A 24707-nucleotide genomic window follows, 5' to 3' on the forward strand; every position below is an offset into this window, starting at 1 on the left:
TGAGGCCAACGTCGTCCCCGCAGGGAGAACCACACCGAGAACTGGGGGAACGGCGTGGGAACCGCAGCCATAACGGAGGGGGAACCGGCCTGTCCAGGCCGGGGAAGGCCCGCCATCTACTAGGCTGGGCAGGTGAGGATAGATCTGCACGCCCACTCAAATGTTTCCGACGGCACGGAGGCGCCGGCCGAGGTCATGGCTGCCGCCGCGGCGGCGGGGCTGGACGTCATCGCACTGACCGACCACGATTCCACTGACGGCTGGGCCGAGGCCTCCAGCGCGGCGCTCGAATACGGCGTGGCGCTGGTCCCCGGCATGGAGATCTCCTGCCGGACCGAGCAGGGAATCAGCGTGCACCTCCTCAGCTATTTACACGACCCCACCCACACCGGGCTGCTGGATGAGATCACCAAGGCCAAGGATGCGCGGCAGACGCGGGCCGAACGCATGGTGACGCTGCTCGCCGAGGACTACCCGTTGAGCTGGGATGACGTGATTCACCATGTTGCGCCAGGGGCAACCTTGGGACGGCCGCACATCGCCGATGCGCTCGTGGCCGCCGGAGTGGTGGCGGACAGGTCCGAAGCCTTCACGTCCATCCTGACCTCGCATTCGCGGTACTTTGTGCAGCACTACGCGCCTGAGCCAGCGCTCGCCGTCGAGCTTGTCCGTGCAGCCGGAGGCGTCCCGGTCTTTGCCCATCCGGTGGCGTCCTCACGCGGGCGCGTCGTGGGGGAGCGCACCTACCAGGACATGATCGACGCCGGACTCGCAGGCCTCGAGGTGGACCACCGTGACAATTCTGAGGAAGGCCGCGAGTTTCTGCGCGGCCTCGCGGCCAGGCACGGATTGCTCATTACGGGCTCATCGGACTACCACGGCGCCGGCAAACCGAACCGGCTGGGGGAGAACCTCACGTCACCCGAGGTGTTTGGGCGGATCGAGGAGCTCGGTACCGGCACTGCAGTCATCCGCTGACCGCACCCCATACAGCTAGTTACGTGGGTAGGACTTGAACTCGGCGTGCGTGCCAAGCCGTTTGGCCATGACGTCGATGGCTGGCTGGTTCTGGTCCACGCATACGAACCGGCGTCCCATCTTCGCGGCCACTGCGCCGAGGGTGCCGGATCCGGCAAAGAAGTCCAGGCACCAGTCGCCGGGGCGGCTGGAGGCGGCGACGACCCGCCGCACCAGGCCTTCGGGTTTCTGCGTGGGGTAGCCTGTCTTCTCCTTGCCCGTGGGCGAGACGATGGTGTGCCACCAGACGTCGGTGGGCAGCTTGCCCAGCTCACGCTTCGCGGGTGTCACCAGCCCCGGGGCCATGTACGGTTCCCGGTCCACTTCGGCGCTGTCGAAGTGGTACTTCGCCGGGTTCTTGACGTAGACGAGGATGTTGTCGTGCTTGGTAGGCCAGCGGTATTTGGCGCGCGCGCCGTAGTCGTAGGCCCAGATGATCTCGTTGAGGAAGCACTCCCGGCCGAAGATGGCGTCCAGCATGACCTTGGCGTAGTGCACCTCGCGGTAGTCCAGGTGCAGGTACAGGGTGCCGTCGTCGGCAAGCAGGCGCCAAGCCTCCACCAGCCGGGGTTCGAGGAAGGACCAGTAGTCGCTGAACGCGTCATCGTAGCGGTGCAGTGCGCCTTTGATGGTGTCGTAGGATCGGCCCTTGAAGCCGACCCGGTCGCCGTCGCCGTCGGCGTTCAGCACCATTTTGGTCTCCTGGCGCTGCTGGGCCCGGCCGGTGTTGAACGGCGGATCCACGTAAATGAGTGTGAAGGCGCCGTCCGGCAGCGTGGGGAGGAATTCCGCGTTGTCCGCGTGAACCACCAGGTTGCTGCCGTCCGGCGCCCAGACAGGTTCAGTCATTGAGGCTGTTAGGCCTCGGTGCTGCCCGGCTGTGAGCCGGTTGACGTGGACTCGCTGCCAGCCACGACCTCGCCGTTGCGGCGGCGGGTACGCGTGCGGGTGCGCCGGGCGCGGGTGGGCTGCTCGGCACCCGTTCCGGCTGCCGTGGCGGTTGCCGCCGCGGCAGGTGCGGTGCCGGCGTCAGCCGCGTCAGAGGAACGACGACGGCGGTCCCCCGACCGTCCGCCCGTTTCGCCGCTGCGTCGTCCGCCGGAGCGTGCCGTCTCACGGCCACCGGAGCGGCTGCTGTCGCGTCCGCCGCGGGAGACCTTCTTGCCGGTCTCGCCGAGGTCCTCCAGGACTTCCGCGTCCACGCCGGCAAGCGTGCGCTTGCTGCGCGGGAGACGGCCCTTGGTGCCTTCCGGAATGTCCAGGTCCTCGAAAAGGTGCGGCGAGGAGGAGTACGTTTCGATGGGCTCGGGAACGCTCAGGCCCAGCGCCTTGTTGATGAGCCCCCAGCGCGGCATGTCGTCCCAGTCCACGAACGTCACGGCGGTGCCCTTGTTGCCGGCGCGGCCGGTGCGGCCCACCCGGTGCAGGTAGATCTTCTCGTCCTCGACGCACTGGTAGTTGATGACGTGCGTGACGTCGTCGACGTCGATGCCGCGGGCTGCGACGTCGGTGGCGACCAGGACGTCCACCTTGTTGTTGCGGAAGGCGCGGAGTGCCTGTTCGCGGGCACCCTGGCCGAGGTCGCCGTGGATGGCCGCCGCGGCGAAACCGCGGTCAACGAGTTCCTCTGCCACCTTGGCGGCGGTGCGCTTGGTCTTCGTGAAGATGATGGTGCGTCCGCGTCCGCGGGCCTGGAGGATGCGGGAGACGACTTCGGTCTTGTCCATGCTGTGCGCACGGTAGATGAGCTGGCGGATGTCGCGCTTGGTGAGGCCTTCATCGTCCGGATCGGCAGCCCGGATGTGCGTCGGCTGGGTCATGTACCGCCGGGCCATGGCGATCACGGGGCCGGGCATCGTTGCCGAGAACAGCAGTGTCTGGCGGACCGGGGGCGTGCCGGCGATCAGGGTCTCGACGTCGGGCAGGAAGCCAAGGTCCAGCATTTCATCGGCTTCGTCCAGCACGACCATCTTGACGTTCTTCAGCACCAGGTGGCGCTGCTTGTAGAGGTCGATCAGGCGTCCGGGCGTACCCACGACGACTTCCACGCCCTTCTGCAGCGCCTCGATCTGCGGCTCGTAGGCACGGCCGCCATAGATGGTTGCGATGCGGGCGTTGCGCTTCCGGGAAGCGGTCTGCAAATCGTTGGCGACCTGGACCGCGAGTTCGCGGGTCGGCACGATGACGAGCGCCTGCGGGGCGCCCTGGGCCGGCAGCTTCTCGAAGCCCGGGTCGTCCTGGCCCACGACGCGCTGCAGGGCGGGAATGCCGAAGCCGAGGGTCTTGCCGGTGCCGGTCTTGGCCTGGCCGATGATGTCGTGGCCGGACAGGGCCACGGGCAGGGTCATCGCCTGAATGGGGAAGGGATGGGTGATGCCGGCGTCGGCGAGGGACTCGACGATGTCGGCGCGCACGTTGAAGTCCGAGAAGGACTTCTCTGCGATCTCGTGCGGTTTCTCGTCCGAGATGATGGTCTCTTCCGGCTCGATGGTCTCGGTTCCGGAGTCATCGGAGAGCAGCTGGTGGGTATGCAATTCACTCACAGTGGAGTTTCCTTATTCATTTGGGCATTGGCGCCGCATGCTCAACGGCCGGCCGGATGGGCCGATCCGGAGCACACTCAGGCGCGCAAGCAATTCCAGTGGAAGCCGATCGCGGGCTATCTAATTGCTGGCACTGGGGACCAACGGGTCTGTCTCAAGATCGCGTAGGGGCGGGCTTGTTGATTCAAAATAAACGAAATCAACGACCGGGCATCCATTTCTACCTCTTCAGTCTAGCCTGTGCCCCAAGACTCAGCCGACCAGCTCGAGATGCACGTCCCGTGTGGCGATGTCCGAGGAAAGCAGTCGGACCCGTACCCGGGTGCCGGGTTCCATTTCGCCGGCGCAGCGGGCGGTGACCGCGGGCTCGGCGATTTGGACGATGCCGGACGGGCCACCGCCGTTGGGGCCTTTGCCGTTCCCGTTGCCGTTGTTGGTGCCGCCGGAGCCGTTGTTCTTGGTGGGTTTGGACCCGGAGATCACCACGGCGTCGAACTCCTGGCCGATGTGGTTGATGAGGAGCGCCGCCTCCACCGTGTCCAGTGCCAGACGCTCCATCTTGGCGGCCAGTTGGTCGGAGGCGGCCATGATCTCCGGCAGGGACGGCAGTGCTTCCCGCGCCCACGCCGGCACGGGGCGGTTGTTGCTCAGCGCCTCGCAGATGACCAGGACGAAGCGGTCGATCAGCCGCCGCAGGGGTGCCGTGGTGTGGGCGTAGGCCGTGCCGATGGCGGACTGGACGGCGTCGTCGGGCACCGTTCCGTCGAAGTATGTGTAGCCGGCCCCGCGGAAGAGCATTCCGGCCGAATGCATGATGGCCAACTGCCGGTGGTCGGTGGGATCTAGGGTGCGCAGGTACTCCCCGTAGCTGACCGTTCCGTCCCACGGCTTCCCCAGTGCGGCCGTCTGGCGCCGGAAGTGGCCGAGGGACCGTTCGTCCGGCGCCGGCATGGTGCGGAGGATGCCCACCTTGCCGTCGAGCATCAGCGAGGCGGCGGCCATGCCCGTCATCAGGGAAATCTGGGCGTTCCAGTCCTCCACCGGAAGCTGCGGCGCCGCCACAATCCGGTAGCCGCCGTCGGGAAGCTGCACGATCTCCTGCTCCGGCATATTCAGGCTGGCGCCGCCGCGGGCCCGTTCCAGCTCCACGCGTTTGAGCCCTACTTCACGCAGGAGCTGGAGCACGGGCGAGGCAGTCCCGGCATCCAGTTCTGCCTGGACACCCTTGTAGTTGAGCTTGGCACGGCTGCGGACCCTGGCCCGCCGCACCAGCACGGAGACAACCTCGGCCTCCGTATCGAGTTTGAACTCCCAGACGAACGCCGAACACAGCTGGCCGGCGAGCAGGCTGCCCGCGTTCTCGCTGATCACCTCCGGGTGCAGGGGGATGCGGCCGTCCGGAGCGTAGAAAGTCTGGCCGCGCCGGCGGGTTTCGGCGTCGAGGGCACCGCCGGGAGCTACGAAGGACGGCACGTCAGCGATGGCGTAAAGGATCCGGTAGCCGTCTGCGGACCGCTCAATGAAGAGTGCCTGGTCGAGGTCCGTGGACGACGGCGGATCGATGGTCAGGAATTCGACGCCGGTCAGGTCCAGCTCCGGGAGCCGCCGCCGCGCCACGGCCGCCTCGGCCTCCCGCAGTACGTGGTCGGCGAACTCCCCGGGAAGCTCCAGCTCCGTCCGCAGCGCGCTCAGGGCCGCGGCCAGGGCGTTGGTCTGTTCGTGGACGCTGGGGGACAGGCGATGATGTGGCACGAAAATCAGGTTAGTCCGATTTCCGCAGTTAGTCTTGGGTTATGGGCACATCCTCGGCTGACACCGCTCACTACGATCGTTTCGTCGCTGACCTGTTCGGTGTGATGGCGTACGGGGAGCTTTCCGCCTTCGAACGGCTCTCGTCAGACGCCCGCTACTCCCCGACACTCCATGACCGCGCCGTGCTCGGCCGGATTGCCGTCATCGAGTTCCAGCATTACGAACTGGTAAGCAAAAAGCTGGCGGACATGGGCGTGGACGTCGAGGACGCGATGGTGCCGTTCCAGGCCGCCGTGGACCACTTTCATGAGCGGACCCGGCCTGCCGACTGGTACGAGTCCCTGATGAAGGCCTACGTGGTGGATACAGTCTCGGCCGATTTCTACCAGGCCGTGGCCCGCTATGTGGATCCCGGGACCCGGGAACTGATCCAGCAGATCCAGGCGACCGAGGAAGCAACAGCCGTGCTGAGGGAGCGGTTGCGGGTGGCCCTTGCCGATGACCCCCGGCTGGCCTCCCGCCTGGCGTTATGGGGCCGCCGGCTCCTGGGCGAAGCGCTCACCCAGGCCCAGCGCGTGGGCTACGAACACGCGTTCCTGACCGAGCTGATCACGGCAGCGGACAGCGGCGCGGACGATGCCGCGGCCAGGGAGCTGGTGCAACGACTCACCAGGGAACTCGCGGAAAACCATTCCAAGCGGATGGTGCAGCTCGGGCTGAGCGGCTAAGGCGTGATTGGGTGCTCCGGCAGGAGCACCACGCGTTATCTGTCGATGCATTCCATCGCGGCGATTTTGTCGGTGCCTGCTGTCATGCTGTGGGTATGGATGACAGGGCAGTGGTGGAGACGTTGGAGGGCATCGAGGCCTCTGTCGCTGCGCTGACTGCTGTCGTAGGTCGCGGCGCCGGCACCGTGGCCTCGACCGGTGCTGACCCGATTGCCTGTGCTGACCCGTTTGCCGGTGCTGACCCGTTTGCCGGTGCTGACGCGTTTGCGGGCGCTGATCCTGTGCGGGACCGGGCGGAGGTGTGTCTGGATGGTCTGGCGGAGGTGGGCAGGTTGGAAGCCCGGGTGGCCGCGTTGAAGGTTCAGTTCGCGGCCGGGTACGCCGCTGCTGCCGAGGTGCTGGCGGTGCCGGCCGGTTCCCCGCAGGAGCGCACCGCCCAGGAGATGGCGGTGACCGCTGAGGTCGCGTGTGTGCTGACGGTGGGCGAACGCAGCGCCGGTGCGCTGCTGTCCGAGGCCCGCGCCCTGACCACCGGGCTGCCGTTGACGCTGGCCGCGCTGCAGTCAGGGAGCATTTCCTGGCAGCACGCCAGGGTGCTGTGTGATGAAACCTCCGGGCTGGAGCCTGCCGCCGTGGCGGCCCTGGAAGCCCATTTCCTGGGCCCGGACTCCCTGGGGCCGGGCACCCTAGGCAGGGGCCTCCTGGATCCTGATCTTTCGGGCAAACCCGTGCCCGGTCGTGCACGGGGTTGCCTGGCCGGGGAGTTGGTGCCGGGCAGATTCCGGGCCAGGGCACGCGCCTGGCGGGAGCGGCACCACCCGGTGGGCCTCGAGGCACGCCACCGCAGGAGTGTCCGGGACCGGCGCGTGGAGTTCGTCCCGGACCGGGACGGCATGGCATGGCTGTCGGTCTACTTGCCCGCGGCCACCGCGGCGGGCATCTGGGCCCGGGCCACCGAGGCTGGGCGCGCCCTGCAGGGTCCTGGGGAATCCCGGACCCTGGCACAGCTGCGCGCGGACGTCGCCGCGTCCTGGCTGCTGGGCGGTGTGGCGGACGGTATCCCGTCGCCGGCGGCGCAGGTCCTGGTCACGGTGCCGGTGTTCTCGCTGCTGGGGGCAGGTGAGGAACCGGCGGTGCTGGACGGGTACGGGCCGATCCCGGCGTCCATGGCCCGCAGGCTTGTCGCGAACGGGGCCGGGTCGTTTTTGCGGGTGCTGATCGATCCGCGCGACGGGGCGCCGCTGGAGATCGGCCGGAGCAGTTACCGGGTGCCGAAGCCGATGCGGCAATGGCTGCGGCTGCGGGACGGACGGTGCCCGTTTCCTGGCTGCAGCAACCAGTCTTTGGATAACGAGGCGGATCATCTGCTGGCCTGGTCCGCGGGCGGCGGGACCGGTATCAGCAACCTTGGCCAGCCGTGCCGGAAGCACCACCGCCTGAAACACACCGCGCCCTGGCGGCCGGTCGCGGCGACCCGGAACAGTCCGCCCGGCTGGATCTCACCCACGGGACGGACCTATGCCAGCGAAGAACAGGACTGGGAACCACCACACTGGCCCCACACCACCGAGGGACCAGGCAACACCGAGCCCGGCAACCTCGAGCCCGGCAACCCCGAGCCCGGCAACCTCGAGCCCGGCAACCCCGAGCCAGACAACCCAGAGCCAGACAACCCAGCCAGCCTCGACCCACCTTTGCCCGCGGATCCCTTTCCCGACTGGGCACAGTTCACGGCCGCCTAGAGCGACCCTTCTAGTGGCCTAACCAGATCATGACCGCGCAGAGGACGACGACTGGCGGTCCATGCCGTCCGCTCCGAAAGTACCGGCCGTTCCGGCGTCCAGGGCAGCAATCAGTTCCGCCGCGGCAGCCGCCGGGTCCGGCGCCTCAGTGATGGCCCGGACCACCACGATGCGCTCTGCGCCCGCCGCGACCACCTGTTCCACGTTGCTGTGATCGATCCCGCCAATGGCGAACCACGGAAGACGCCGGCGGCTTTCCGCGTCGGCACTGCCGACAGCCCCGGCCGCATATCGGACGAGATCAAGTCCGACGGCGGCCCGCCCGGGTTTGGTGGGGGTGGCCCACACTGGGCCGACGCAGAAGTAGTTGAGGCCGCCCGGTGCCTGTGCCGCCGCGATGGCGGCATCAATCTGGTCGGGGGAGTGGGTGGAGAGCCCGATCGCCGCGGAGTCGTCCAGCAGCTTCCGTGCCGAGGGCAGCGGCAGGTCCTTCTGGCCGATGTGAAAGACAGGAGCCTCCGCCAGCGATGCGATGTCCGCCCGGTCATTGACGGCCCATAGCCGGTTATGCCGGGAAGCGGCCTGGCGCAGTACTGCCAGGAGTTCGAGTTCCTCGGCCGCCTCGATGGTTTTGTCCCTCAGCTGGATGATGTCCACTCCACCGGCGAAGGCCGCATCGACGAAATCGGCGAAGTCGCCGCGCTCCTTACGGGCATCGGTGCAAAGGTACAGGCGGGCTTCATGGATGTCAGGCACGGTCATGGCAACCAGCCTAGTTCCTCTAAACTGGGCTGGTACCGCGGGAGCCCGCTGCAGCTGTCACAAAAGGCGCAGGGCTGAGAGGGCGTAAGAGCCGACCGCTTGACCTGATCCGGTTAGTACCGGCGTAGGGAAGGATTTCCATGAACCTTGGAACCGGCGGCAACAATTCTGCCTTATCGCTGATCCACGCCGATGTGGCCGTGATTGGCGGCGGCGTGATCGGCCACGGGATCGCCTGGGAGGCGAGACGCTCCGGACGGTCCGTGGTCCTCATCGACAAGGAGCCCGGGACAGGCGCGAGCTGGGCTGCCGCGGGGATGCTGGCACCTGTCAGCGAGCTGCATTACCAGGAGGAGGACCTCCTGGAGCTCATGCTCGAATCCTCGGCCCGGTGGCCCGACTTTGCAGCGGCGCTCACCGGTGACGGTGCCGGCCGCAACACCGGGTATCTGGCGACGCCGACCATCGCCGTGGGCGCGGACCCTGCCGACCGCCGCGCACTGATGGACCTGCGTGAAGTTCAGCTGGCCGCCGGCTTGGCAGTCGACCCGCTGACCATCCGTGAGGCGAGGCTGCGGGAGCCGCTGCTGAGCCCCGGCATTTCCTGCGCGCTGGACATCCCGGCGGACCATCAGGTCGATCCGCGGAAGCTGCTGGCGAGTATTGCAGCTGCCCTGGCCTGTCATGAACCCGGCTCGCGGACTGCCGTGGCCGGCGCCGAGAACGGCTACGCGGTCCGTGACAACGCGGCAGGTCTCCTCTGGGACAGGGGCCAGGACGACGGACAGGACGACAGGGGCCAAAGCGACGGACAGCACGGCGGACGGGTCACGGGTGTCCGGCTTGCAGGCGGCGGCGCCGTGCTGGCCACTGAGACGGTGGTGGCTAACGGTCTCGGGGCCGCCTCGTTGGACGGGCTGCCGGAGGGACTGAAGCTGCCTCTGCGACCGGTGTACGGCGATATTCTCAGGCTCAAGGTTCCGGACCGGCTCCGTCCGCTGCTGACCGCTACCGTTCGGGGCATGGTCCGCGGAATCCCCGTCTACCTTGTTCCGCGGCAGGACGGCACTGTGGTTATCGGCGCCACCCAGCGGGAAGACGGACAGGCCGCGCCCAGCGCCGGCGGGGTCTATCAGCTGCTCAGGGATGCCCAAGTGCTGGTGCCCGCGGTGGCCGAACTGGAGCTCATTGAGGCGACGGCCCGGGCGCGGCCCGGCACGCCGGACAACGCCCCCCTGCTGGGCCGCGTGGCCGCCGGCTCCAAACCCGCGGCCGGCTCCGAAGCGTCCGGCGGCGATCAGAGGCCCGGGACAACGGTGCCCGGGCTGATCATCGCCACCGGGTTCTTCCGGCACGGGGTCCTGCTGACGCCCGCCGCCGCCGTCATCTGCCGGGAGCTGATGGACGGCGTGGAGGACAGCCGCTGGGAGGCCTTCCGTCCCGGTCGGTTCTCCACCGAACGGACCGCCCCAGTCGGCAGCGCCCCGCCGGGCACCGCCGCCTCGAACACAGTCACATTTGACCAGGAGAAGGAACCCGCATGAACATCACACTGAACGGCAACGCCCACGCCGTGGGGGCAGGCGCCTCCGTCACCACGCTTGTCAGCGAGGTCACCGGGCGGGACCTGGCCGCAAACGGGCACGCCACCGACGGCCAGCGGCTCGGGGTGGCAGTGGCACGCAACGCGGAGGTAGTGCCCCGCAGCCTGTGGCACAGCACGTCACTCGCCGAGGGCGATGAGATCGAGCTTGTGACGGCAGTTCAGGGAGGATAAGGACCATGACTGAAACAAAGGCAACACCGCCGGGAACGGAAGATCAGCCCGGAACGGCAGCGGACGCAGCTGACCGCCTCGTCATAGACGGCGTCGAACTGACCTCGCGGCTCATCATGGGCACGGGCGGCGCCCCGAGCCTGGACGGACTGGGGGCGGCGCTCCTGGCATCCGGCACCGAACTGACCACCGTGGCCATGCGGCGCTATTCGCCGGCCGAAACAGGGTCCCTGTTCCAGCTGCTCCTGGACCACAACATCCGCGTGCTCCCGAACACCGCGGGCTGTTTTACAGCCCGCGACGCCGTCATGACGGCAGAGCTCGCCCGCGAGGCCTTGGAGACTGATTGGGTCAAGCTGGAAGTCATCGCCGATGAACACACGCTCCTGCCGGACGCGGTGGAACTCGTGGACGCTACCGAACAGCTGGTCAACCGCGGGTTCAAGGTTTTCGCCTACACCAATGACGATCCCGTCCTGGCGTTGCGTCTTGAAAACCTGGGCGCTGCGGCAGTGATGCCCCTGGGCTCGCCCATCGGGACCGGTCTGGGAATCCTCAATCCCCACAACATTGAACTGATCGTCTCGCGTGCCTCCGTCCCGGTAGTCCTGGACGCCGGTATAGGCACCGCATCGGATGCGGCCCTGGCCATGGAGCTGGGCTGCGATGCCGTGCTCCTCGCCACCGCCGTGACACGGGCGCAGAACCCGGCACTCATGGGCGAAGCCTTCAAACACGCCGTTATCGCCGGTAGGCTGGCGAAAGCGGCCGGGCGGATCCCGCGCCGCGAGCATGCACTGGCGTCATCGGCCATGGAAGGCCGGGCAGAGTTCCTCTAGTCCGGACACCCGGAGGCCGCGCGGCACGGCAGGCTCACCCCACGAACCCGCGCCAAGGAGGCAGCCGTGGCCGCCAGGGACGACATCCTCACCCGCCCCCAGATCGACGCGGCACTCGCGGACCTGCCGGACTGGCGTTACCGCCTCGGCGGCCTGGTGACTGCCTTTAAAACGCCCACGGCGGCCGGCGCGCTTGGGCTGATTGCCGACGTCGGGCGCCTTGCCGAGGAAAGTGACCACCATCCCGACCTGGACTGGCGCTACAACCGGGTGTTCATTCGGTTCAGCTCCCACGACGTCGGAGGCGAGGTAACGGCGCGAGACACCGGGGCCGCGGCGTCGGTCAGTCAAGCTGCCGCTGCGGCAGGCGCGGAGGCCCAGCCGGGCCTGTACCGGACGGTGGACATCGGCATCGAGACGGCGGACCCAGGCGAGATCTCTGAGGTCTGGCGCGTCGCGCTCGGCTACCGCAAGGGCCGGTTCGGGCACCTCGTGGACCCGTACGGCCGTGGCCCCGGAGTGTCGTTCCGGCAGGGGCCGACGCCGGACGGTAACCGCCTCTACGTGGACATCCACCGGTCCAAGGCCGAATCCGGCCCTGTCCTGGAGAAGGTGGCGGCGACCGGCGCCTCAACGAACAGTGACCACGCACCGCATCGGGTGGTGGTCACTGATGCTCAAGGAAACCAGTTGTGCCTCTGCACCGAGGAAGGCCACGGACCGGACCTCGGGGAGTGACCGCCGGGGCCCAAGCCGCTACTTCTTAAGCGCTGCCGTGAGCCGTTGCGTGTCCCGTTTTGCGCGCACCCTGCCCAGGTAGCCAGCCACCACCACGGCCGCAGCTGCGCCAGCCACCATCGGAAGAATCCACGGAATCCAGGTGAGGCCCGGCTGGTAGCCAAGGCCGGCGGCCATGCAAATGATCCACGCAAGCATCCCCACTGCCGTGGCCACGCCGGCCGGCAGGAACATGCCGTATTTGGCGTGGCGCCTGTCATTGGCCCAGACGATGAAGCCCGCAGCCACGGTGACCAGTACGACGATAACGAGGGACAGCACGTCCTGTCCTAGAGTGCGCCGAAGCCGACCCGGCGGACTTCTTCCGCGCCGATCTCGACGTAGCCCAGCACGTTGGCCGGCACAATGATCTGGCGGCCCTTCTCGTCGCTCAGGCGCAGCTCGGTGCCCTTGGCGAGGGATTCTGCTACGACCTTGGCCACAGCGTCAGCATCCTGGGCCGATTCCAGCACAATTTCGCGGCCGATGTTCTGAATGCCGATCTTTACTTCCACAGCAAGGCCTCCCAGCCAATCAAGGTTGATGCAATTCCAATTGATGCAATTCCAAAGGGTAGTTCTCCCTTTGTAGTCTAGGTCTCCTTGGGGAAGCGAGAGATTCCGCGCCAAGCTAAACGGTAGATCAGGTCGCTGGCCACATCGATGTCCAGGTTCCCGTCGGTTTCGAGCCAGTAGCGCGCGCTCACCTGGGCCATTCCGGCCAGTGCCCGGCCCAGCAGCTGCGCTTCCAGGTGCGGCAGCTTGGTGTCTTCGGCGATGACGTGCGCGATGGCGTCGGCAAAGGTCTTGTTGAAGGTCTCCAGGCGGGAGCTGACGTCCGGATCGTTGATCAGGTCCGATTCGAAGACGAGCCGATGCGCCTGGTCGTCGCTGTCGATGAAGCGGTAATAGGCCCGCATGACGGCCTGGACCCGCTCCTTGTTATCGGTGGTGGAGTTCAGTGCCCCCATCATGAGGTCGGTGAGGACACCGAGGTGGCTGTCCAGGAGTGCCAGGTACAGCTCGCGCTTGGAGGGAAAGTGCTGGTAGAGCACCGGTTTGCTCACATGGGCCGTTTCCGCGATCTCATCCATGGCGGCACCGTGGTAGCCGTTGGCAACGAAGACCTCCTGGGCTGCATTCAGCAGCTGGGCACGGCGTTCATCGCGGGGCAGCCTGGCTGACCGCTGCCCGGCGGCGCGGGTTGCGCCTGCAGGGGACTGCGTACCCTGGGGTCGGTCAACCGGTGCATCGTGAATCACTGTGGGCCTTCTTTCCGTTTCAGTTAACTTCACTTTACCCGGAGGTAATATGACCCAGCGGTATCTTCAGGCATACATTGAAGTATGGCTTCTCCGTCCACTGCAAATGCAACCCGCACCCTACCGGCTCCCCTCGTCGAACCGGCGCCCGGCCTTTCGCCAGATGAGGTGGAGCGGTACTCCCGGCATCTCATCATTCCCGAGATCGGCGCACTCGGCCAACGCCGCCTGAAGAACGCGCGCGTGCTGGTGATCGGGGCCGGCGGACTCGGCTCGCCGGCCCTGCTCTACCTTGCCGCTGCCGGCGTGGGGACCATCGGGATCATCGACGACGACGACGTTGACCTGAGCAACCTGCAGCGCCAGATCATCCACGGCGTCGCAGATGTAGGGCGGCCCAAAATCGAGTCGGCGCGCGATGCCATCGCGGCTCTGAACCCGCTGGTGGATGTTCGCCTGCACGACGTCAGGCTGGATTCCTCCAACGCCCTGGAGCTGTTCTCCGGCTACGACCTCATCCTTGACGGGGCAGACAACTTCGCCACCCGCTACCTGGTCAATGATGCTGCGGCCATCCTCGGGAAGCCCTATGTCTGGGGTTCGATCTTCCGTTTCGACGGCCAGGTCAGCGTGTTCTGGGAAAAGCACGGCCCCACTTACCGGGACCTGTATCCGGAGGCGCCGCCGGCGGGTTCGGTGCCGTCCTGCGGCGAGGGCGGAGTGTTTGGGATGCTGTGCGCTGCGGTCGGATCCCTGATGGTGACGGAGGCAGTCAAGCTGATCACCGGCGTCGGGCGTTCCCTGCTCGGCCGCGTGGCTCTCTACGACGCTCTGGGGGGCAGCTGGCGCGAAATCAGGGTGGCGAAGGACCCGGCAGCCCCTCCGATCACCGAGCTGACGGACTACGAGGCATTTTGTGGAATCACCCCGCCGGAAGCCACCGACACGGAACACACCGTTACGGCCACGCAGCTGGCCACGATGCTCGCCTCCCGCGAGGCGGGACTGAAGGACTTCGAGCTCGTTGACGTCCGGGAGGCGGGGGAGTTCGACATCGTCCGGATCAACGGCTCCGTCCTCATCCCGCAGGGCAGGATCCTGTCCGGCGAGGCGTGGGGAGAGCTGCCGCAGGACAGGGACATTGTCTTCCACTGCAAGTCGGGGGCGCGGTCCTCCGCGGTGCTGTCCGCGGCCAGGAAGGCCGGCTACCGGCGTGTGAGCCATCTCGACGGCGGCATCCTCGCCTGGGTCAGGGACGTGGAGCCCCAGAAGCCCGTTTACTGACGAAACCCGTTTACTGACGGGAGCGGCAGGCAGGGGAGAAACGCTCACGGCCGCTGCACGCCGCTTGCCAGCGGCGGCAGCGACAGCACCTGTGTTCGGCCCTGCCACGGATCGGTGTATTCCAGCTCCATGCCGGTGGAGCCGGAGGGGGCCAGATAGCTGATCCAGTGGTGCTCCGTTGCGCCCGGGGCGATCGTCCCGGAGTTGCGGCCGGCGTCCTGGGGGGTGACAGTGGTGGCGGACGGGGCCAGTTTCAGCCGGAGCTGGCCGGGGCTGAACAACACCGGCTCCGGACTCGAGTTACCCAGCTCCACCTCAACCAGGACCACGTCGCCCCACGTCAGGTTCACCGGCTGTGGCCACCGCGGGCCCGCCGGGGCTCCGCCGTCGTGGCCGTGAGGGTCCGCAGAGACGTCTGTCACGCTCGCGGCGGGCTGAAAGGCACCCGCTGCCACCGCTGCACTCCCGGCCCGAGCACCCGGCCCGCTGAGCCGGGCAGCGGCTGCCTCCACGGAGCGGAACGCCCGGTGACCCTGCGCATCCAGGCGGGCGAGGCGGCCCGCGCGGGTGATGGACAGGGAACCAAAGGCTGTGTCCATGCGCGTGGCTGCAAGGGGGGAGCTGCGGGACACCGCGCCGTAGGTCCCGCCGGCCATCAGCAGGACGGCACCGCCTCCGACGATGAGTCCGAACTGGCGGCGGCTCAGGACCGGGATGGAAATCGTGCGGGAATCAGGATTCACTGCTCGCACCCCCAATAGGTTTCACAAGTGACTTCCATGCTCCGCATGGAGCCTGTGGAAACCTTGCAGGATCCTTGGAAGCCGTGGCAGCGCAGCAGCAGACCGGCGGCAGCGCGAGAAGCCGGCACCGGGAAGTGCGGATTCTGGAGGGGCCGGACTATGGAGGTGAGGCCCCCCGTTTAGGCCGAGTTCCTTTGGGCCTCAGCTTCGGGAAGCCCGGCGGCAAGCTGGATGTGGTCAACCGGGCACTCGGCCTTGGGTGCGGCGGCGGGCTGTTCCACGGTGATGCCGTACAGGGTTTCCAAGGCGGCCACATAGTCGTCCTGCTGGCCGTTGGCGGCCAGCTCCCTCGCCCGGACAGTGGGCACGTGGAGCAGCTGCTTCACCATGCGGCGCAAGGCGAACTCAACTTCTTCGGCCGCGGCGGTGCAGCCGTGACGGGCGCGCACCTTCTCCATCTCCGCGTCCAGCACATTCATGGTGTGGCGGCGGAGTGCCACGATGGCCGAGTCCACGGACCGTGCCTCGCGCTCCTGTTCAAAAGCCGACGCGGCGCTGGAGACTATGCTGCTGGCCTGGGCCAGGGATTCGGCCTGCTCCTCGGGAGCGGCGAGGCGGACAGATTCCAGCGTGAGGAGCTCAACGCCGTCGAGCTCTCCGACCGCAGGATCAAAATCATGCGTGAGTGCCAGGTCAATGGCGATCAGGGGACGGGTGGATCCGGCACGCACCTCGGCCAGTTCCGCTGCCTCAACCCTGGTGTCCGATCCGCTGCAGCCGATCATGACGTCCGCGGCGGCAACGGCTGGGTGGAGGGTGTCGCCGTCGAGCGCCGTTCCGCCGCGCGTTGCCACGAAGGTGGCCGCGCGGCCGGAGGACGAAAAGACGGAGATGTCGCGGCAGCCGCGCTCCCGCAGGAGGGCCATGGTGGCGCCTGCGTAGGCGCCGGTGCCGAAGACCACAACTTTCTTAGTGCTCCAGTCGGGATCTTCGGAGAGATCTGTGGCGAGGTCAAGGGCCACCGAGACGATGGACAGGCCGCGGGATCCGAGGGCGGTCTGCGCGCCGACGTCCTTGGCCGTCTTGGACGCGGCCTGGAAGAGCCGGATCAGTCCGGAGCTGGCCGTGCCTTCGTGCTGCGCCGTGATCAGGGCACGCCGCACCTGTCCGGCGATTTCGCGTTCACCGACGACAGCGGAGTCCAGCCCGGAGCTGACCGCGAACAGGTGGTGGCTGACCTCGGGGCCGGTCCGCGTACTAAAGGACCGCGATACGAGCTGTTCGCTGAGGCCGCTCATCTCGCTGATCTGCCCGACCAGCGCGGCGCGGGCGGCTTCGACGTCGTCCGCATGCGCCGCCTCGCCGTAAACTTCGTAGCGGTTGCAGGTGGCAAGGACAACGGCACCCGTCACTGCCGGCGATCCGGCGAGGGCGGATGTAGCGATGCCTGAGGAACCGTTGCTAAGTTGAGCGACGGTTTCGAGGTCGATGTCGGCGTGTGTTGCCACCAATGAAAAAAGAACCACAGCAGGACAATCATAGCTTTTTCGCAGCGACGTAGAACAACCCTTGGCCGGGATGGCGTGCCCGGTCGCCTGTGATTCCCGCCACGCCGCGTCGCCTGGGCAGCGGGATGACAGTCTGTCGTTATCTTTTGGAGGCGATTTTCGGCACAATCAAAGGATGACTTCTAGCGCTGCAACATCAGATGGCACGGTTCTTGATGCAGGCCATCCGCTCATGGACGGGCGCACTGCCGACTCGCCGCTTATTACTGCATACCGTGGCGGCAAGCCCAGCCGGAGGCCCGTGTGGTTTATGCGCCAGGCCGGCCGGTCCCTGCCCGAATACCTGAAGGTGCGCGAGGGCGTGGCCATGCTGGACTCGTGCCTGCGGCCGGAACTCGCCTCGGAGATCACTCTCCAGCCCGTGCGCCGCCACGACGTTGACGCGGCCATCTTTTTTTCGGACATCGTCATTCCGCTCAAACTGGCCGGTGTCGGCGTGGACATCGTGCCGGGCGTGGGCCCCGTTCTCAGCAAGCCGGTGCGCACCGCCGCCGACGTCGCTGCCCTGCCCACGCTCACCTGGGAGGCGCTGGAACCGATCCGCGAAGCCGTCCGCCTGACGGTGGCTCAGCTGGGCAAGACGCCGCTCATTGGTTTCGCCGGAGCACCTTTCACCCTTGCCGCGTACATGGTCGAGGGCAAACCGTCCCGCGACCACCTCGGCCCGCGCACCATGATGCACGCGGACCCGGAAACATGGACGGCCCTGGCCAACTGGGCCGCCGACGCCTCGGGGCTGTTCCTGCGGGCCCAGCTGGAAGCGGGAGCCTCGGCAGGGCAGCTCTTCGACTCCTGGGCCGGGTCCCTCGGCCTGGCCGACTACACCCGCTTCGTTGCGCCGGCCTCGGCGCGGGCGCTGGACCACGTCCGGCATCTCGGCGCGCCGCTGATCCACTTCGGCACGGGAACGTCCGAGCTCCTGGTCGCGATGCGCGATGTCGGCGTCGACGTCGTCGGCGTGGACTACCGGCTGCCACTGGAGGAGGCGAACCGCCGGCTGGGCGGGACGGTGCCCCTGCAGGGAAACATCGACCCGGCCCTCCTGTCCGCACCATGGGAGGTGCTGGAAGCCCATGTCCGGGAGGTCATCGCATCCGGTGCCTCGGCACCTGGCCACGTCCTGAACCTCGGCCACGGCGTCCCGCCGGAAACGGACCCGGACGTGCTGACGCGCGTCGTAACGCTGATCCACTCCATCTCCCCGGAGTAAGGCATGGAGGCGGGAAGCCCTCCGGCGCCCGGACAGACCGCCCTGGTGGTGGGCGGCGGCATTTCGGGGCTGCTTGCAGCGCGGGAACTCGCGCAGGCCGGAGTGGCTGTCACGCTGCTCGAAGCCACGGGCTCGTGGGGCGGCTGCGTCGGCCGGCATGAGGTTGCCGGGCTCGCCCTGGACAGCGGCGCCGAATCGTTCGCCACGCGCTCGAGCGCGGTGGCCGATCTCGCCCGCGAGCTGGGCCTCGGCGATGCCATCGTGGCACCCCACCCGGGCGGTGCCTGGGTGCAGCTGCCGGAAGGGCCGCGCGAACTTCCCAAGACCGGCGTCCTCGGGATACCGGCAAACCCCTGGGACCCGGAGGCGCGCCGCTCGCTGGGGATCGCCGGATCGCTCCGTGCGTCGCTGGACAGGATCCTGCCCGCTTCCGTGGGGACCGCTGCCGACGTCACAAGTGTCTCTGCCCTGGTCCTGGCCAGGATGGGGCGGCGCGTCCTCACGCGGCTGGTCGAGCCGGTGGTTGGCGGTGTGCACTCGGCCGACCCTGCTCTCCTGGACGTGGACATGGTGGCGCCGGGCCTCCGCGCCGGAATCGTCCGGCACGGTTCGCTGGCGGCCGCTGTTGCAGCGCAGCGCCGCGCCCCCGCCCCGGCTGCCGGCGCCCAAGCCGCCGACGCCCCAACCACCGGCGGCGCCAAGGCGGGCTCTGCGGTCGCCGGGCTGAAAGGCGGCATGCACACCCTGGTGTCGGCGCTCGTGGCGGACCTCCGCCGGCGCGGCGTGGAGATGGTCACCGGCAGCCGGGCCCGTTCGGCCACGCGGACCCAGGATGGCTGGCGGATCGTCGCGGACGCCGCAACAATTGGTAATGAAACAGGCAGCCACCCCGACGGCCCGGCGGCCACGACGTACGACGCCGGCCTGCTGGTGGTTGCGCTCGACGGACCCGCAGCCATCGGACTGCTTGAGGACGCGGTGCCGGCCTTGGCCGGCCACCGGCCCGGCCCCGGGCCGGAAGTGAAACTGGTGACGCTCGTCGTCGACCTCCCGGAACTGGACCGGCGCCCGCGCGGAACGGGCATCCTGGTGGCTCCCCAGACTCCCGGAATCCGGGCCAAGGCACTCACCCACGCGACGGCCAAGTGGGACTGGCTGGCTACGGAAGCGGGGCCGGGGCGGCATGTTGTGCGGCTTTCGTACGGCCGCCGCGACGGCAGCGTGCCCGACGGGGCGGACCGGGCATCGCACAACGCCACCGCATTGCCGGAGGACTCGGACTTGCTGGCCCTCGCCCTGCAGGACGCGTCCGCCCTGCTCACAGTGCCTGTGACGGCGGACAGCCTGGTGGGCTGGGATGTCGTCTCGTGGGGCGGGGCCCTCCCGTTTGCCGCAGTCGGGCACCGCCAACGGGTTGCCGACGTCCGCCGGATCTGCGGGGACAGCGACAGACTCATGCTGGTGGGCGGCTGGCTCGCCGGAAACGGACTGGCTGCCGTGGTGGCAGACACCAGGAAGCAACTGCGCGGTTTTCTGCAGTAATCCCAGGCTCCGGCACGGACAGTACGGTCCTTGGAATCAGCGCCGTTCATACCCGCTCGCCCTGCCGTCCGCAAGTTTTTCTTCCCGGCGTTTTGTGTCTAGGGTCGGTAACTATGGTCGATCAGAAGTCCGAAAACTTTCGTACGCTGACCGGTAACCATGGGGGACTTCGACGCGGCACGGCAGCAGTTGCGCTCGGAGCGGTACTGGTCTTATCCGCAGGCGTCCCTGCATCCAACGCTGCAGCCTCGACATTGCTGGCGGACGCGGGGGACGTCACCCCGTCAAGCACCGACGCGAACACCGCGACGGAGCCGGCCGCCGACGCTGACCAGTCCGTACTGCAGGTCAGGACGGCAGTGTCCGACACCCTCAGCCTCGAGGCCTGGGCAGGTGCGGTCCTGGGCAATGACGAGGACGACGACGAAGATTCGTCAGCCTCGCCCGCGCCGACGGATTCATCCACGAGGCCCTCGTTCTCACCCTCCGCCACCCCCGTCCCCAGTATTCCCGTGCCGACGCTGCCTGGAACACCTCTTCCGACGACAGCGCCGGCACCCGCACCTTCCAGCACATCCACGTCCGGCCCGTCCCAGGCGTCGTCGCCTGCGCCCACCGCGTCGAAGCCTGGCTTCTCACCGGCGGCCACGGCTCCCGCGCCTGCCGTCCAGAACCCGCCGGCAGCCCAGCCCGGAACTGTAACCCAGCCCGGCGCGGCTGCCCAGCCGGCACCGGCAGTACAGCCCGCACCGGCAGTACAGCCCGCACCGGCAGCGCCAGCAGCACCGGCCAGCGGCCCGTCAGCCGAAAGCCCGGTGGCCGCTGCGGCCGGGAGTTCCGCAGCGGATCGCAGGATGGGCGGAACCCTGAGTATTTCCTCCGGGGCGTGGGGCTCGTCCCGTTCCGTCGGCCCGATGAACATGGGAACAATCGATTCCCGGTACTCCGTGAGCAGGCCAAGCAGCGCAGTCCTCGGTTCGTCACCGGCCGGCTCCGTTTCGCCGATGGTCTGGGTCGGGGCCGGGCTCATCGTGCTCGCCGGGGCTGCCGGACTCGTGGCATACAAAATCCGCAGGGCTCTGTAACGAACAGTCCACCAGAAGCCTGTGCTGTGAAATACCCCACTTCTACGTTCTGTAGAAGTGGGGTTTTTCGACTTGGACGCACGGAACGGGCAGACTTGTACCCATGAGCCACACTCCTGCCGAATCTGTCACCAAAACCGAAGAATCAGCCGAGCAGTTCTTCACCCTCTGGACCGTCTTCAAGCGCTCCGCAGACATCCTCCGCAGCGCAGACGCTGCCGACGATTTCGATGCCCTGATTGCGCGCCTGGCCGAGGGCGGGGTGACCCACCGCGGAAGCTACGACGTCTCCGCCATGCGTGCCGATGCTGACGTCATGGTCTGGCTGCACGGGCCCAAGCCCGAGGCGCTGCAGCAGGCCATCCGCGATATCCGCCGCAGCAAGCTCTTCGCCGGAACCGAACTGGTGTGGTCCGCCATGGGCGTGCACCGCGAAGCGGAATTTGCCAAGAACCACACGCCGGCCTTTTCCCGCGGTGTGGAACCGGCCGAATGGCTTTGTGTTTACCCCTTCGTCCGGTCCTACGAGTGGTACCTGCTGCCCGAAGAAGAGCGCGGCAAGATGCTCCGGGACCACGGCCTGCTTGGCCGCGACTTCCCCCAGGTCATCTCGAACACCGTCTCCTCGTTTGCGCTCGGCGACTGGGAGTGGATCCTGGGGTTGGAAGCCCCAGAGCTCGTCGACCTGGTGGACCTGATGCGCCACCTGCGTTCCACGGAGGCCCGCAACCACGTGCGCGAGGAAATTCCCTTCTACACCGGACGGCGCATCACCGCCGGGGAGATTGCCGAGGTGCTGGCATGAGCCCGTTGGATCCCCAGGAGTCTGCCGTTGCGGTAAACCCGGTGACCGAGGCTGGCCGGATGGCGCCCAAGGAGTACGATGCCGTTCTTCTCGCATCCTTCGGTGGTCCGGAGGGGCAGGACGATGTCATTCCCTTCCTGCGCAATGTCACGCGCGGCCGCGGCATCCCGGATGAGCGGCTCGAAGAGGTGTCCCACCACTACCGTGCCAACGGCGGCATCAGCCCGATCAACCAGCAGAATCGCGAACTAAAAGCCGCTCTGGAAGGGGAGCTGGCCCGCCGGGGCATCGACATGCCGGTGCTGTGGGGCAACCGGAACTGGGATCCGTACATCCCGCAGACCCTTCAGGACGCCTACGACGCCGGCCACCGCAAGCTGCTTATGCTCACCACGAGTGCCTACTCCTGTTACTCCAGCTGCCGCCAGTACCGCGAGGACATCGGCATGGCGCTGACAGAAACAGGCCTCGACGGCAAACTCGAGGTGGACAAAGTGCGGCAGTACTTCGACCACCCCGGTTTCGTCGAGCCCTTCATCGAAGGCACGGCCGCCGGTATCGCCGACGTCCGAGCCCAGCTCGCCGCAGCCGGAACGCCGGACGCCCCCATCCACGTTCTCTTTGCCACCCACTCCATCCCCACGCGCGACGCCGACGCTGCCGGAAAGTCCCCCGATGAGCCCCGCGATTTCGCCGAGGGCTCAGCCTACGTTGCGCAGCATCTGGCAACGGGCACCGAAGTCATGCGCAGGGTGGAAGAGGAATCCGGCCTTTCCGCCCCATGGTCCCTCGTGTACCAGTCGCGCTCAGGTGCCCCGCACGTGCCCTGGCTCGAGCCCGACATCAACGACGCCATCGAGGACCTTTCCAAGCAGGGCGTCAAGGGCATCGTGATTGTTCCGCTGGGCTTCGTCAGCGACCACATGGAAGTGGTCTGGGACCTTGATACGGAAGCGCTGGAGACGTGCGCGAACCTTGGGCTCGCAGCCACCCGCGTTCCGACGCCGGGCACCCACCGCCGTTTCGTCAATGGACTGGTGGACCTGATCTGCGAACGCACCGTGGCGAACAACATCAAGGACCGCCCGGCAGCCACAGAGCTGGGTCCCTGGTACGACATCTGCCGCCCCGGCTGCTGCGCCAACTTCCGCGGCGAAAAGCCGACCATTGCGGGCGCCGACACCACCGTGGGCACCGGCCACGGCCCCTATCCTTCATCAAGTCAGGACACGCAGTGACCGTCCGGATCGGCACTCGGGCCAGCAAGCTCGCCCTCACCCAGACGCAGCAGACCGCCGACCTGCTGGCCGCCGTCGGGGGCTTCCCCGTCGAGCTCGTGCACATCAGGACCGAGGGGGACGTCCTCAAGGGCTCGCTATCGCAAATGGGAGGCACGGGCGTCTTCGTGGCCGCGCTCCGCGACGCCCTGCTGCGCAATGAATGCGACGTCGCCGTGCACTCCCTGAAGGACCTCCCCACGGGACCGGCTGCCGGGCTGACCCTTGCCGCGACTCCGCCGCGCGTGGATGTCCGCGATGTCCTGTGCGCCCGCGACGGCCTCAAACTGGCGGACCTTCCCAAAGGCGCACGGGTGGGCACGGGTTCACCCAGGCGCGCCGCGCAGCTCCGGGCTGTCCGTCCCGACCTGGACATCGTGGACATCCGCGGCAATGTGGACACCCGTCTGGGGCGCGTCCCGGGACTGCCGGGCAACGCCACCGAGGCAGTCGTGGCCGGAAAGTCGTGTGACCTGGATGCCGTTGTCCTGGCCGCTGCCGGCCTGGAGCGCATCGGCCGGCTGGACACCGTCACCGAATACCTGGAAACCGATATCATGCTGCCGGCCGCCGGTCAGGGATCCCTGGCCATCGAATGCCGCACGGCTGAGGCCCCCCGCCAGGCAGGCTCCGCCGAGGCGTCGCAGGGCGCCCTCGCGCAGGCCCTTGCGGCCGTTGATGACCAGGACACCCGGCTGGCGATTACCGCAGAGCGGGCACTGCTTGCCCGGCTCGAAGCCGGCTGTGCAGCCCCTGTGGGCGCCTACGCCTACCGCAAGGGCAGCCTGCTGCACCTCGAAGCCGTGGTCTGCGCTGTCGACGGCACGGCGATGGTGCGCGACAAGCGGGCCACGGACGGCCTGACTGAAGTCGGAGCCACTCTGCTGGGCATTGAGCTGGCCGAGGTCCTTTTGGCTGCCGGGGCTGCCGACATCGCGGACCTGACGGCGTCCTGAGAGGTTTGCAGGGAACGACGTCATGGGACTGAGGGGCGACGGTTCGGCCAGCGGAGTGCCGGACCCCGGAGTGCCGGATTCCGGAGCGGTGGACTCCGGAGCGCCGGCCACCAGGGTGCCGGAGCCGCAGGGCGGGCGCCCTCTCGAGGGCGACCGTATCCTGGTCACCCGCAGCCCTGACCGTGCCGGACCGTTCGTGACGCAGCTGCGTCTCGCCGGCGCGGATCCGCTCCTGCTTCCGCTCAAGGACTTCGAACGTGCATTGGACCAGGCAGCCCTTGACGAGGCCTTCGACGCCCTCGGCTCGGGGCACTTTGCCTGGCTCGTGGTCAGCAGCGCCACCACGGTCCTGGCGCTGCAGGTCAAGGCCGCCGAGCGGGAGGTGGCGCTGCACCAGTGGGTTCCGGCAGCGACGCGCGTCGCTGCTGTAGGCCCGTCCACCGCGAAAGCCCTTGACGCCGCCGGACTGGCAGTGCACCTGGTACCACACCACGACCATTCCGCCGCCGGTCTTGCCGGGGAGTGGCCCGAGAGCCCCGCCACGGTGCTGCTGCCCCAGGCGGACATTGCGGCCCCCGCCCTCGCCCTTGGCCTGAGAGCCAAGGGGGCGGACGTGAGGACAGTCGTGGCGTATCACACGGTGGACTACCCGGCGGAGCCGGGCCGGCGCCTCGCCGCGCAGGGAATGCCCGGTCAGGGAGTGCCCGCTGGCGAGGAGACGGCGGCTGGCGCGGAGGCGAAGTCCCTCACGCCGGCGGAAGCCAAAGCCTGGATATCCGACGGCGGGCTGGCCGCCGTCGTCGCCGCTTCACCGAGCGCTGCCCGCAGCATCAGCACGATGCTTGCCCCGCTGGGAGCCTGCCGGTTTGTCGCCATCGGCAGGACAACGGCCGCCGAAGCGGAAGCGCTCGGCCTGACGGTTGCCGCAACGGCAACCGAAGCCACGCCTGAGGGCCTTGTGGCTGCCGTCATCCGCGCCGTTCATCCCGACGCCGTACGCAACCCCGACATCCATTCGACAGCATCAGGCACCCAGTGA

At 67.9% G+C, this 24707-nt stretch carries 24 protein-coding genes and 1 riboswitch; of the genes, 14 read left to right on the forward strand and 10 right to left on the reverse strand.

The annotated features are described in order from the left end of the window. Positions 1–132: 132 nt before the first annotated feature. Entirely contained in the window at positions 133–978 is an 846-nt protein-coding gene (locus AC5RUM_RS11085) for a PHP domain-containing protein (protein ID WP_494034972.1), read from the forward strand. A 15-nt stretch (positions 979–993) separates the two neighbouring features. Here the strand turns inward: AC5RUM_RS11085 and AC5RUM_RS11090 are convergent, their stop codons facing one another. The 3 genes from AC5RUM_RS11090 to AC5RUM_RS11100 form a co-directional block, all read right to left on the reverse strand. After that, the gene (locus AC5RUM_RS11090; RefSeq protein WP_494034973.1) at positions 994–1866 is read right to left on the reverse strand and encodes a DNA-methyltransferase; all 873 of its coding nucleotides are present in this window, start codon (positions 1864–1866) and stop codon (positions 994–996) included. Between the two features lie 8 nt (positions 1867–1874). After that, the gene (locus tag AC5RUM_RS11095; RefSeq protein ID WP_494034974.1) at positions 1875–3560 is read right to left on the reverse strand and encodes a DEAD/DEAH box helicase; all 1686 of its coding nucleotides are present in this window, start codon (positions 3558–3560) and stop codon (positions 1875–1877) included. A gap of 252 nt (positions 3561–3812) precedes the next feature. Further along, complete coding sequence (locus AC5RUM_RS11100; protein WP_494034975.1) at positions 3813–5312, reverse strand: RNB domain-containing ribonuclease; 1500 nt, start codon at positions 5310–5312, stop codon at positions 3813–3815. Positions 5313–5353: 41 nt separating this feature from the next. Between AC5RUM_RS11100 and AC5RUM_RS11105 the strand changes: the two genes are divergently transcribed. Beyond that, entirely contained in the window at positions 5354–6040 is a 687-nt protein-coding gene (locus AC5RUM_RS11105) for a ferritin-like fold-containing protein (protein WP_494034976.1), read from the forward strand. A 95-nt stretch (positions 6041–6135) separates the two neighbouring features. Then, positions 6136–7782 carry an HNH endonuclease signature motif containing protein gene (locus AC5RUM_RS11110; protein WP_494034977.1) on the forward strand — a complete coding sequence of 549 codons (1647 nt, stop codon included), beginning with the start codon at positions 6136–6138 and terminating at the stop codon, positions 7780–7782. A 27-nt stretch (positions 7783–7809) separates the two neighbouring features. Here AC5RUM_RS11110 and thiE read toward each other — a convergent pair whose 3' ends face one another. Next, positions 7810–8544, reverse strand: coding sequence for a thiamine phosphate synthase (thiE, locus tag AC5RUM_RS11115; RefSeq protein ID WP_494034978.1), 735 nt, complete (start codon positions 8542–8544; stop codon positions 7810–7812). A 27-nt stretch (positions 8545–8571) separates the two neighbouring features. Continuing rightward, positions 8572–8692, forward strand: a riboswitch (TPP riboswitch). On the opposite strand from thiE, the gene AC5RUM_RS11120 reads away from it, so the two are divergent. From AC5RUM_RS11120 to AC5RUM_RS11135, 4 genes are all read left to right on the forward strand, one after another. After that, complete coding sequence (locus tag AC5RUM_RS11120) at positions 8685–10088, forward strand: FAD-dependent oxidoreductase (RefSeq protein ID WP_494034979.1); 1404 nt, start codon at positions 8685–8687, stop codon at positions 10086–10088. Its footprint overlaps the riboswitch before it by 8 nt. Then, the gene (thiS, locus tag AC5RUM_RS11125; RefSeq protein WP_494034980.1) at positions 10085–10321 is read left to right on the forward strand and encodes a sulfur carrier protein ThiS; all 237 of its coding nucleotides are present in this window, start codon (positions 10085–10087) and stop codon (positions 10319–10321) included. The genes AC5RUM_RS11120 and thiS overlap by 4 nt, the downstream gene beginning before the upstream one ends. A gap of 5 nt (positions 10322–10326) precedes the next feature. After that, a complete protein-coding gene (locus AC5RUM_RS11130; protein WP_494034981.1) occupies positions 10327–11160 on the forward strand; it encodes a thiazole synthase in 834 nt (277 codons plus the stop codon). A 66-nt stretch (positions 11161–11226) separates the two neighbouring features. Beyond that, positions 11227–11898, forward strand: coding sequence for a 4a-hydroxytetrahydrobiopterin dehydratase (locus AC5RUM_RS11135; protein WP_494034982.1), 672 nt, complete (start codon positions 11227–11229; stop codon positions 11896–11898). Between the two features lie 18 nt (positions 11899–11916). Here AC5RUM_RS11135 and AC5RUM_RS11140 read toward each other — a convergent pair whose 3' ends face one another. From AC5RUM_RS11140 to AC5RUM_RS11150, 3 genes are all read right to left on the reverse strand, one after another. Further along, positions 11917–12219, reverse strand: a complete 303-nt coding sequence (locus AC5RUM_RS11140) for a hypothetical protein (protein ID WP_494034983.1) — start codon at positions 12217–12219, stop codon at positions 11917–11919. Positions 12220–12227: 8 nt separating this feature from the next. Then, complete coding sequence (locus tag AC5RUM_RS11145) at positions 12228–12452, reverse strand: DUF3107 domain-containing protein (RefSeq protein WP_205655431.1); 225 nt, start codon at positions 12450–12452, stop codon at positions 12228–12230. Between the two features lie 77 nt (positions 12453–12529). After that, complete coding sequence (locus AC5RUM_RS11150; RefSeq protein ID WP_494034984.1) at positions 12530–13198, reverse strand: TetR/AcrR family transcriptional regulator; 669 nt, start codon at positions 13196–13198, stop codon at positions 12530–12532. A gap of 84 nt (positions 13199–13282) precedes the next feature. Between AC5RUM_RS11150 and moeB the strand changes: the two genes are divergently transcribed. After that, a complete protein-coding gene (moeB, locus tag AC5RUM_RS11155) occupies positions 13283–14482 on the forward strand; it encodes a molybdopterin-synthase adenylyltransferase MoeB (protein ID WP_494034985.1) in 1200 nt (399 codons plus the stop codon). Positions 14483–14526: 44 nt separating this feature from the next. On the opposite strand, the gene AC5RUM_RS11160 is transcribed toward moeB, so the two are convergent. Continuing rightward, entirely contained in the window at positions 14527–15225 is a 699-nt protein-coding gene (locus AC5RUM_RS11160; RefSeq protein WP_494034986.1) for a DUF4352 domain-containing protein, read from the reverse strand. Between the two features lie 179 nt (positions 15226–15404). Beyond that, positions 15405–16751 (reverse strand): glutamyl-tRNA reductase, encoded by a 1347-nt coding sequence (locus tag AC5RUM_RS11165; RefSeq protein WP_494034987.1) that lies wholly within the window; start codon positions 16749–16751, stop codon positions 15405–15407. Between the two features lie 157 nt (positions 16752–16908). On the opposite strand from AC5RUM_RS11165, the gene hemE reads away from it, so the two are divergent. Both hemE and AC5RUM_RS11175 read left to right on the forward strand, forming a co-directional pair. Further along, on the forward strand, positions 16909–18003 hold the full coding sequence (gene hemE / locus AC5RUM_RS11170; RefSeq protein ID WP_494034988.1) for a uroporphyrinogen decarboxylase: 1095 nt from the start codon (positions 16909–16911) through the stop codon (positions 18001–18003). A gap of 3 nt (positions 18004–18006) precedes the next feature. Beyond that, complete coding sequence (locus AC5RUM_RS11175; protein ID WP_494034989.1) at positions 18007–19545, forward strand: protoporphyrinogen/coproporphyrinogen oxidase; 1539 nt, start codon at positions 18007–18009, stop codon at positions 19543–19545. A 121-nt stretch (positions 19546–19666) separates the two neighbouring features. Here the strand turns inward: AC5RUM_RS11175 and AC5RUM_RS11180 are convergent, their stop codons facing one another. Further along, positions 19667–20575, reverse strand: a complete 909-nt coding sequence (locus AC5RUM_RS11180; RefSeq protein WP_494034990.1) for a hypothetical protein — start codon at positions 20573–20575, stop codon at positions 19667–19669. Between the two features lie 158 nt (positions 20576–20733). Between AC5RUM_RS11180 and hemQ the strand changes: the two genes are divergently transcribed. The 4 genes from hemQ to AC5RUM_RS11200 are packed head-to-tail and all read left to right on the forward strand — an operon-like array spanning position 20734 to position 24707. Further along, a complete protein-coding gene (gene hemQ / locus AC5RUM_RS11185) occupies positions 20734–21435 on the forward strand; it encodes a hydrogen peroxide-dependent heme synthase (protein WP_494034991.1) in 702 nt (233 codons plus the stop codon). Then, a complete protein-coding gene (locus AC5RUM_RS11190) occupies positions 21432–22673 on the forward strand; it encodes a ferrochelatase (RefSeq protein WP_494034992.1) in 1242 nt (413 codons plus the stop codon). The genes hemQ and AC5RUM_RS11190 overlap by 4 nt, the downstream gene beginning before the upstream one ends. Next, positions 22670–23668, forward strand: a complete 999-nt coding sequence (gene hemC, locus AC5RUM_RS11195; RefSeq protein WP_494034993.1) for a hydroxymethylbilane synthase — start codon at positions 22670–22672, stop codon at positions 23666–23668. The genes AC5RUM_RS11190 and hemC overlap by 4 nt, the downstream gene beginning before the upstream one ends. Positions 23669–23690: 22 nt before the next feature. Beyond that, positions 23691–24707, forward strand: a complete 1017-nt coding sequence (locus tag AC5RUM_RS11200; protein WP_494034994.1) for a uroporphyrinogen-III synthase — start codon at positions 23691–23693, stop codon at positions 24705–24707.

This window comes from Arthrobacter sp. B2060 (assembly GCF_059090445.1).

Coding starts and splice junctions, on each gene's coding strand:
- AC5RUM_RS11175 (WP_494034989.1), top strand. CDS start 18,007: ATGGAGGCGGGAAGCCCTCCGGCGCCCGGACAGACCGCCCTGGTGGTG.
- moeB (WP_494034985.1), top strand. CDS start 13,283: ATGGCTTCTCCGTCCACTGCAAATGCAACCCGCACCCTACCGGCTCCC.
- AC5RUM_RS11110 (WP_494034977.1), top strand. CDS start 6,136: ATGGATGACAGGGCAGTGGTGGAGACGTTGGAGGGCATCGAGGCCTCT.
- AC5RUM_RS11105 (WP_494034976.1), top strand. CDS start 5,354: ATGGGCACATCCTCGGCTGACACCGCTCACTACGATCGTTTCGTCGCT.
- AC5RUM_RS11180 (WP_494034990.1), bottom strand. CDS start 20,575: ATGAGCCCGGCCCCGACCCAGACCATCGGCGAAACGGAGCCGGCCGGT.
- hemQ (WP_494034991.1), top strand. CDS start 20,734: ATGAGCCACACTCCTGCCGAATCTGTCACCAAAACCGAAGAATCAGCC.
- thiS (WP_494034980.1), top strand. CDS start 10,085: ATGAACATCACACTGAACGGCAACGCCCACGCCGTGGGGGCAGGCGCC.
- thiE (WP_494034978.1), bottom strand. CDS start 8,544: ATGACCGTGCCTGACATCCATGAAGCCCGCCTGTACCTTTGCACCGAT.
- AC5RUM_RS11130 (WP_494034981.1), top strand. CDS start 10,327: ATGACTGAAACAAAGGCAACACCGCCGGGAACGGAAGATCAGCCCGGA.
- AC5RUM_RS11090 (WP_494034973.1), bottom strand. CDS start 1,866: ATGACTGAACCTGTCTGGGCGCCGGACGGCAGCAACCTGGTGGTTCAC.
- AC5RUM_RS11190 (WP_494034992.1), top strand. CDS start 21,432: ATGAGCCCGTTGGATCCCCAGGAGTCTGCCGTTGCGGTAAACCCGGTG.
- AC5RUM_RS11120 (WP_494034979.1), top strand. CDS start 8,685: ATGAACCTTGGAACCGGCGGCAACAATTCTGCCTTATCGCTGATCCAC.
- hemE (WP_494034988.1), top strand. CDS start 16,909: ATGACTTCTAGCGCTGCAACATCAGATGGCACGGTTCTTGATGCAGGC.
- AC5RUM_RS11200 (WP_494034994.1), top strand. CDS start 23,691: ATGGGACTGAGGGGCGACGGTTCGGCCAGCGGAGTGCCGGACCCCGGA.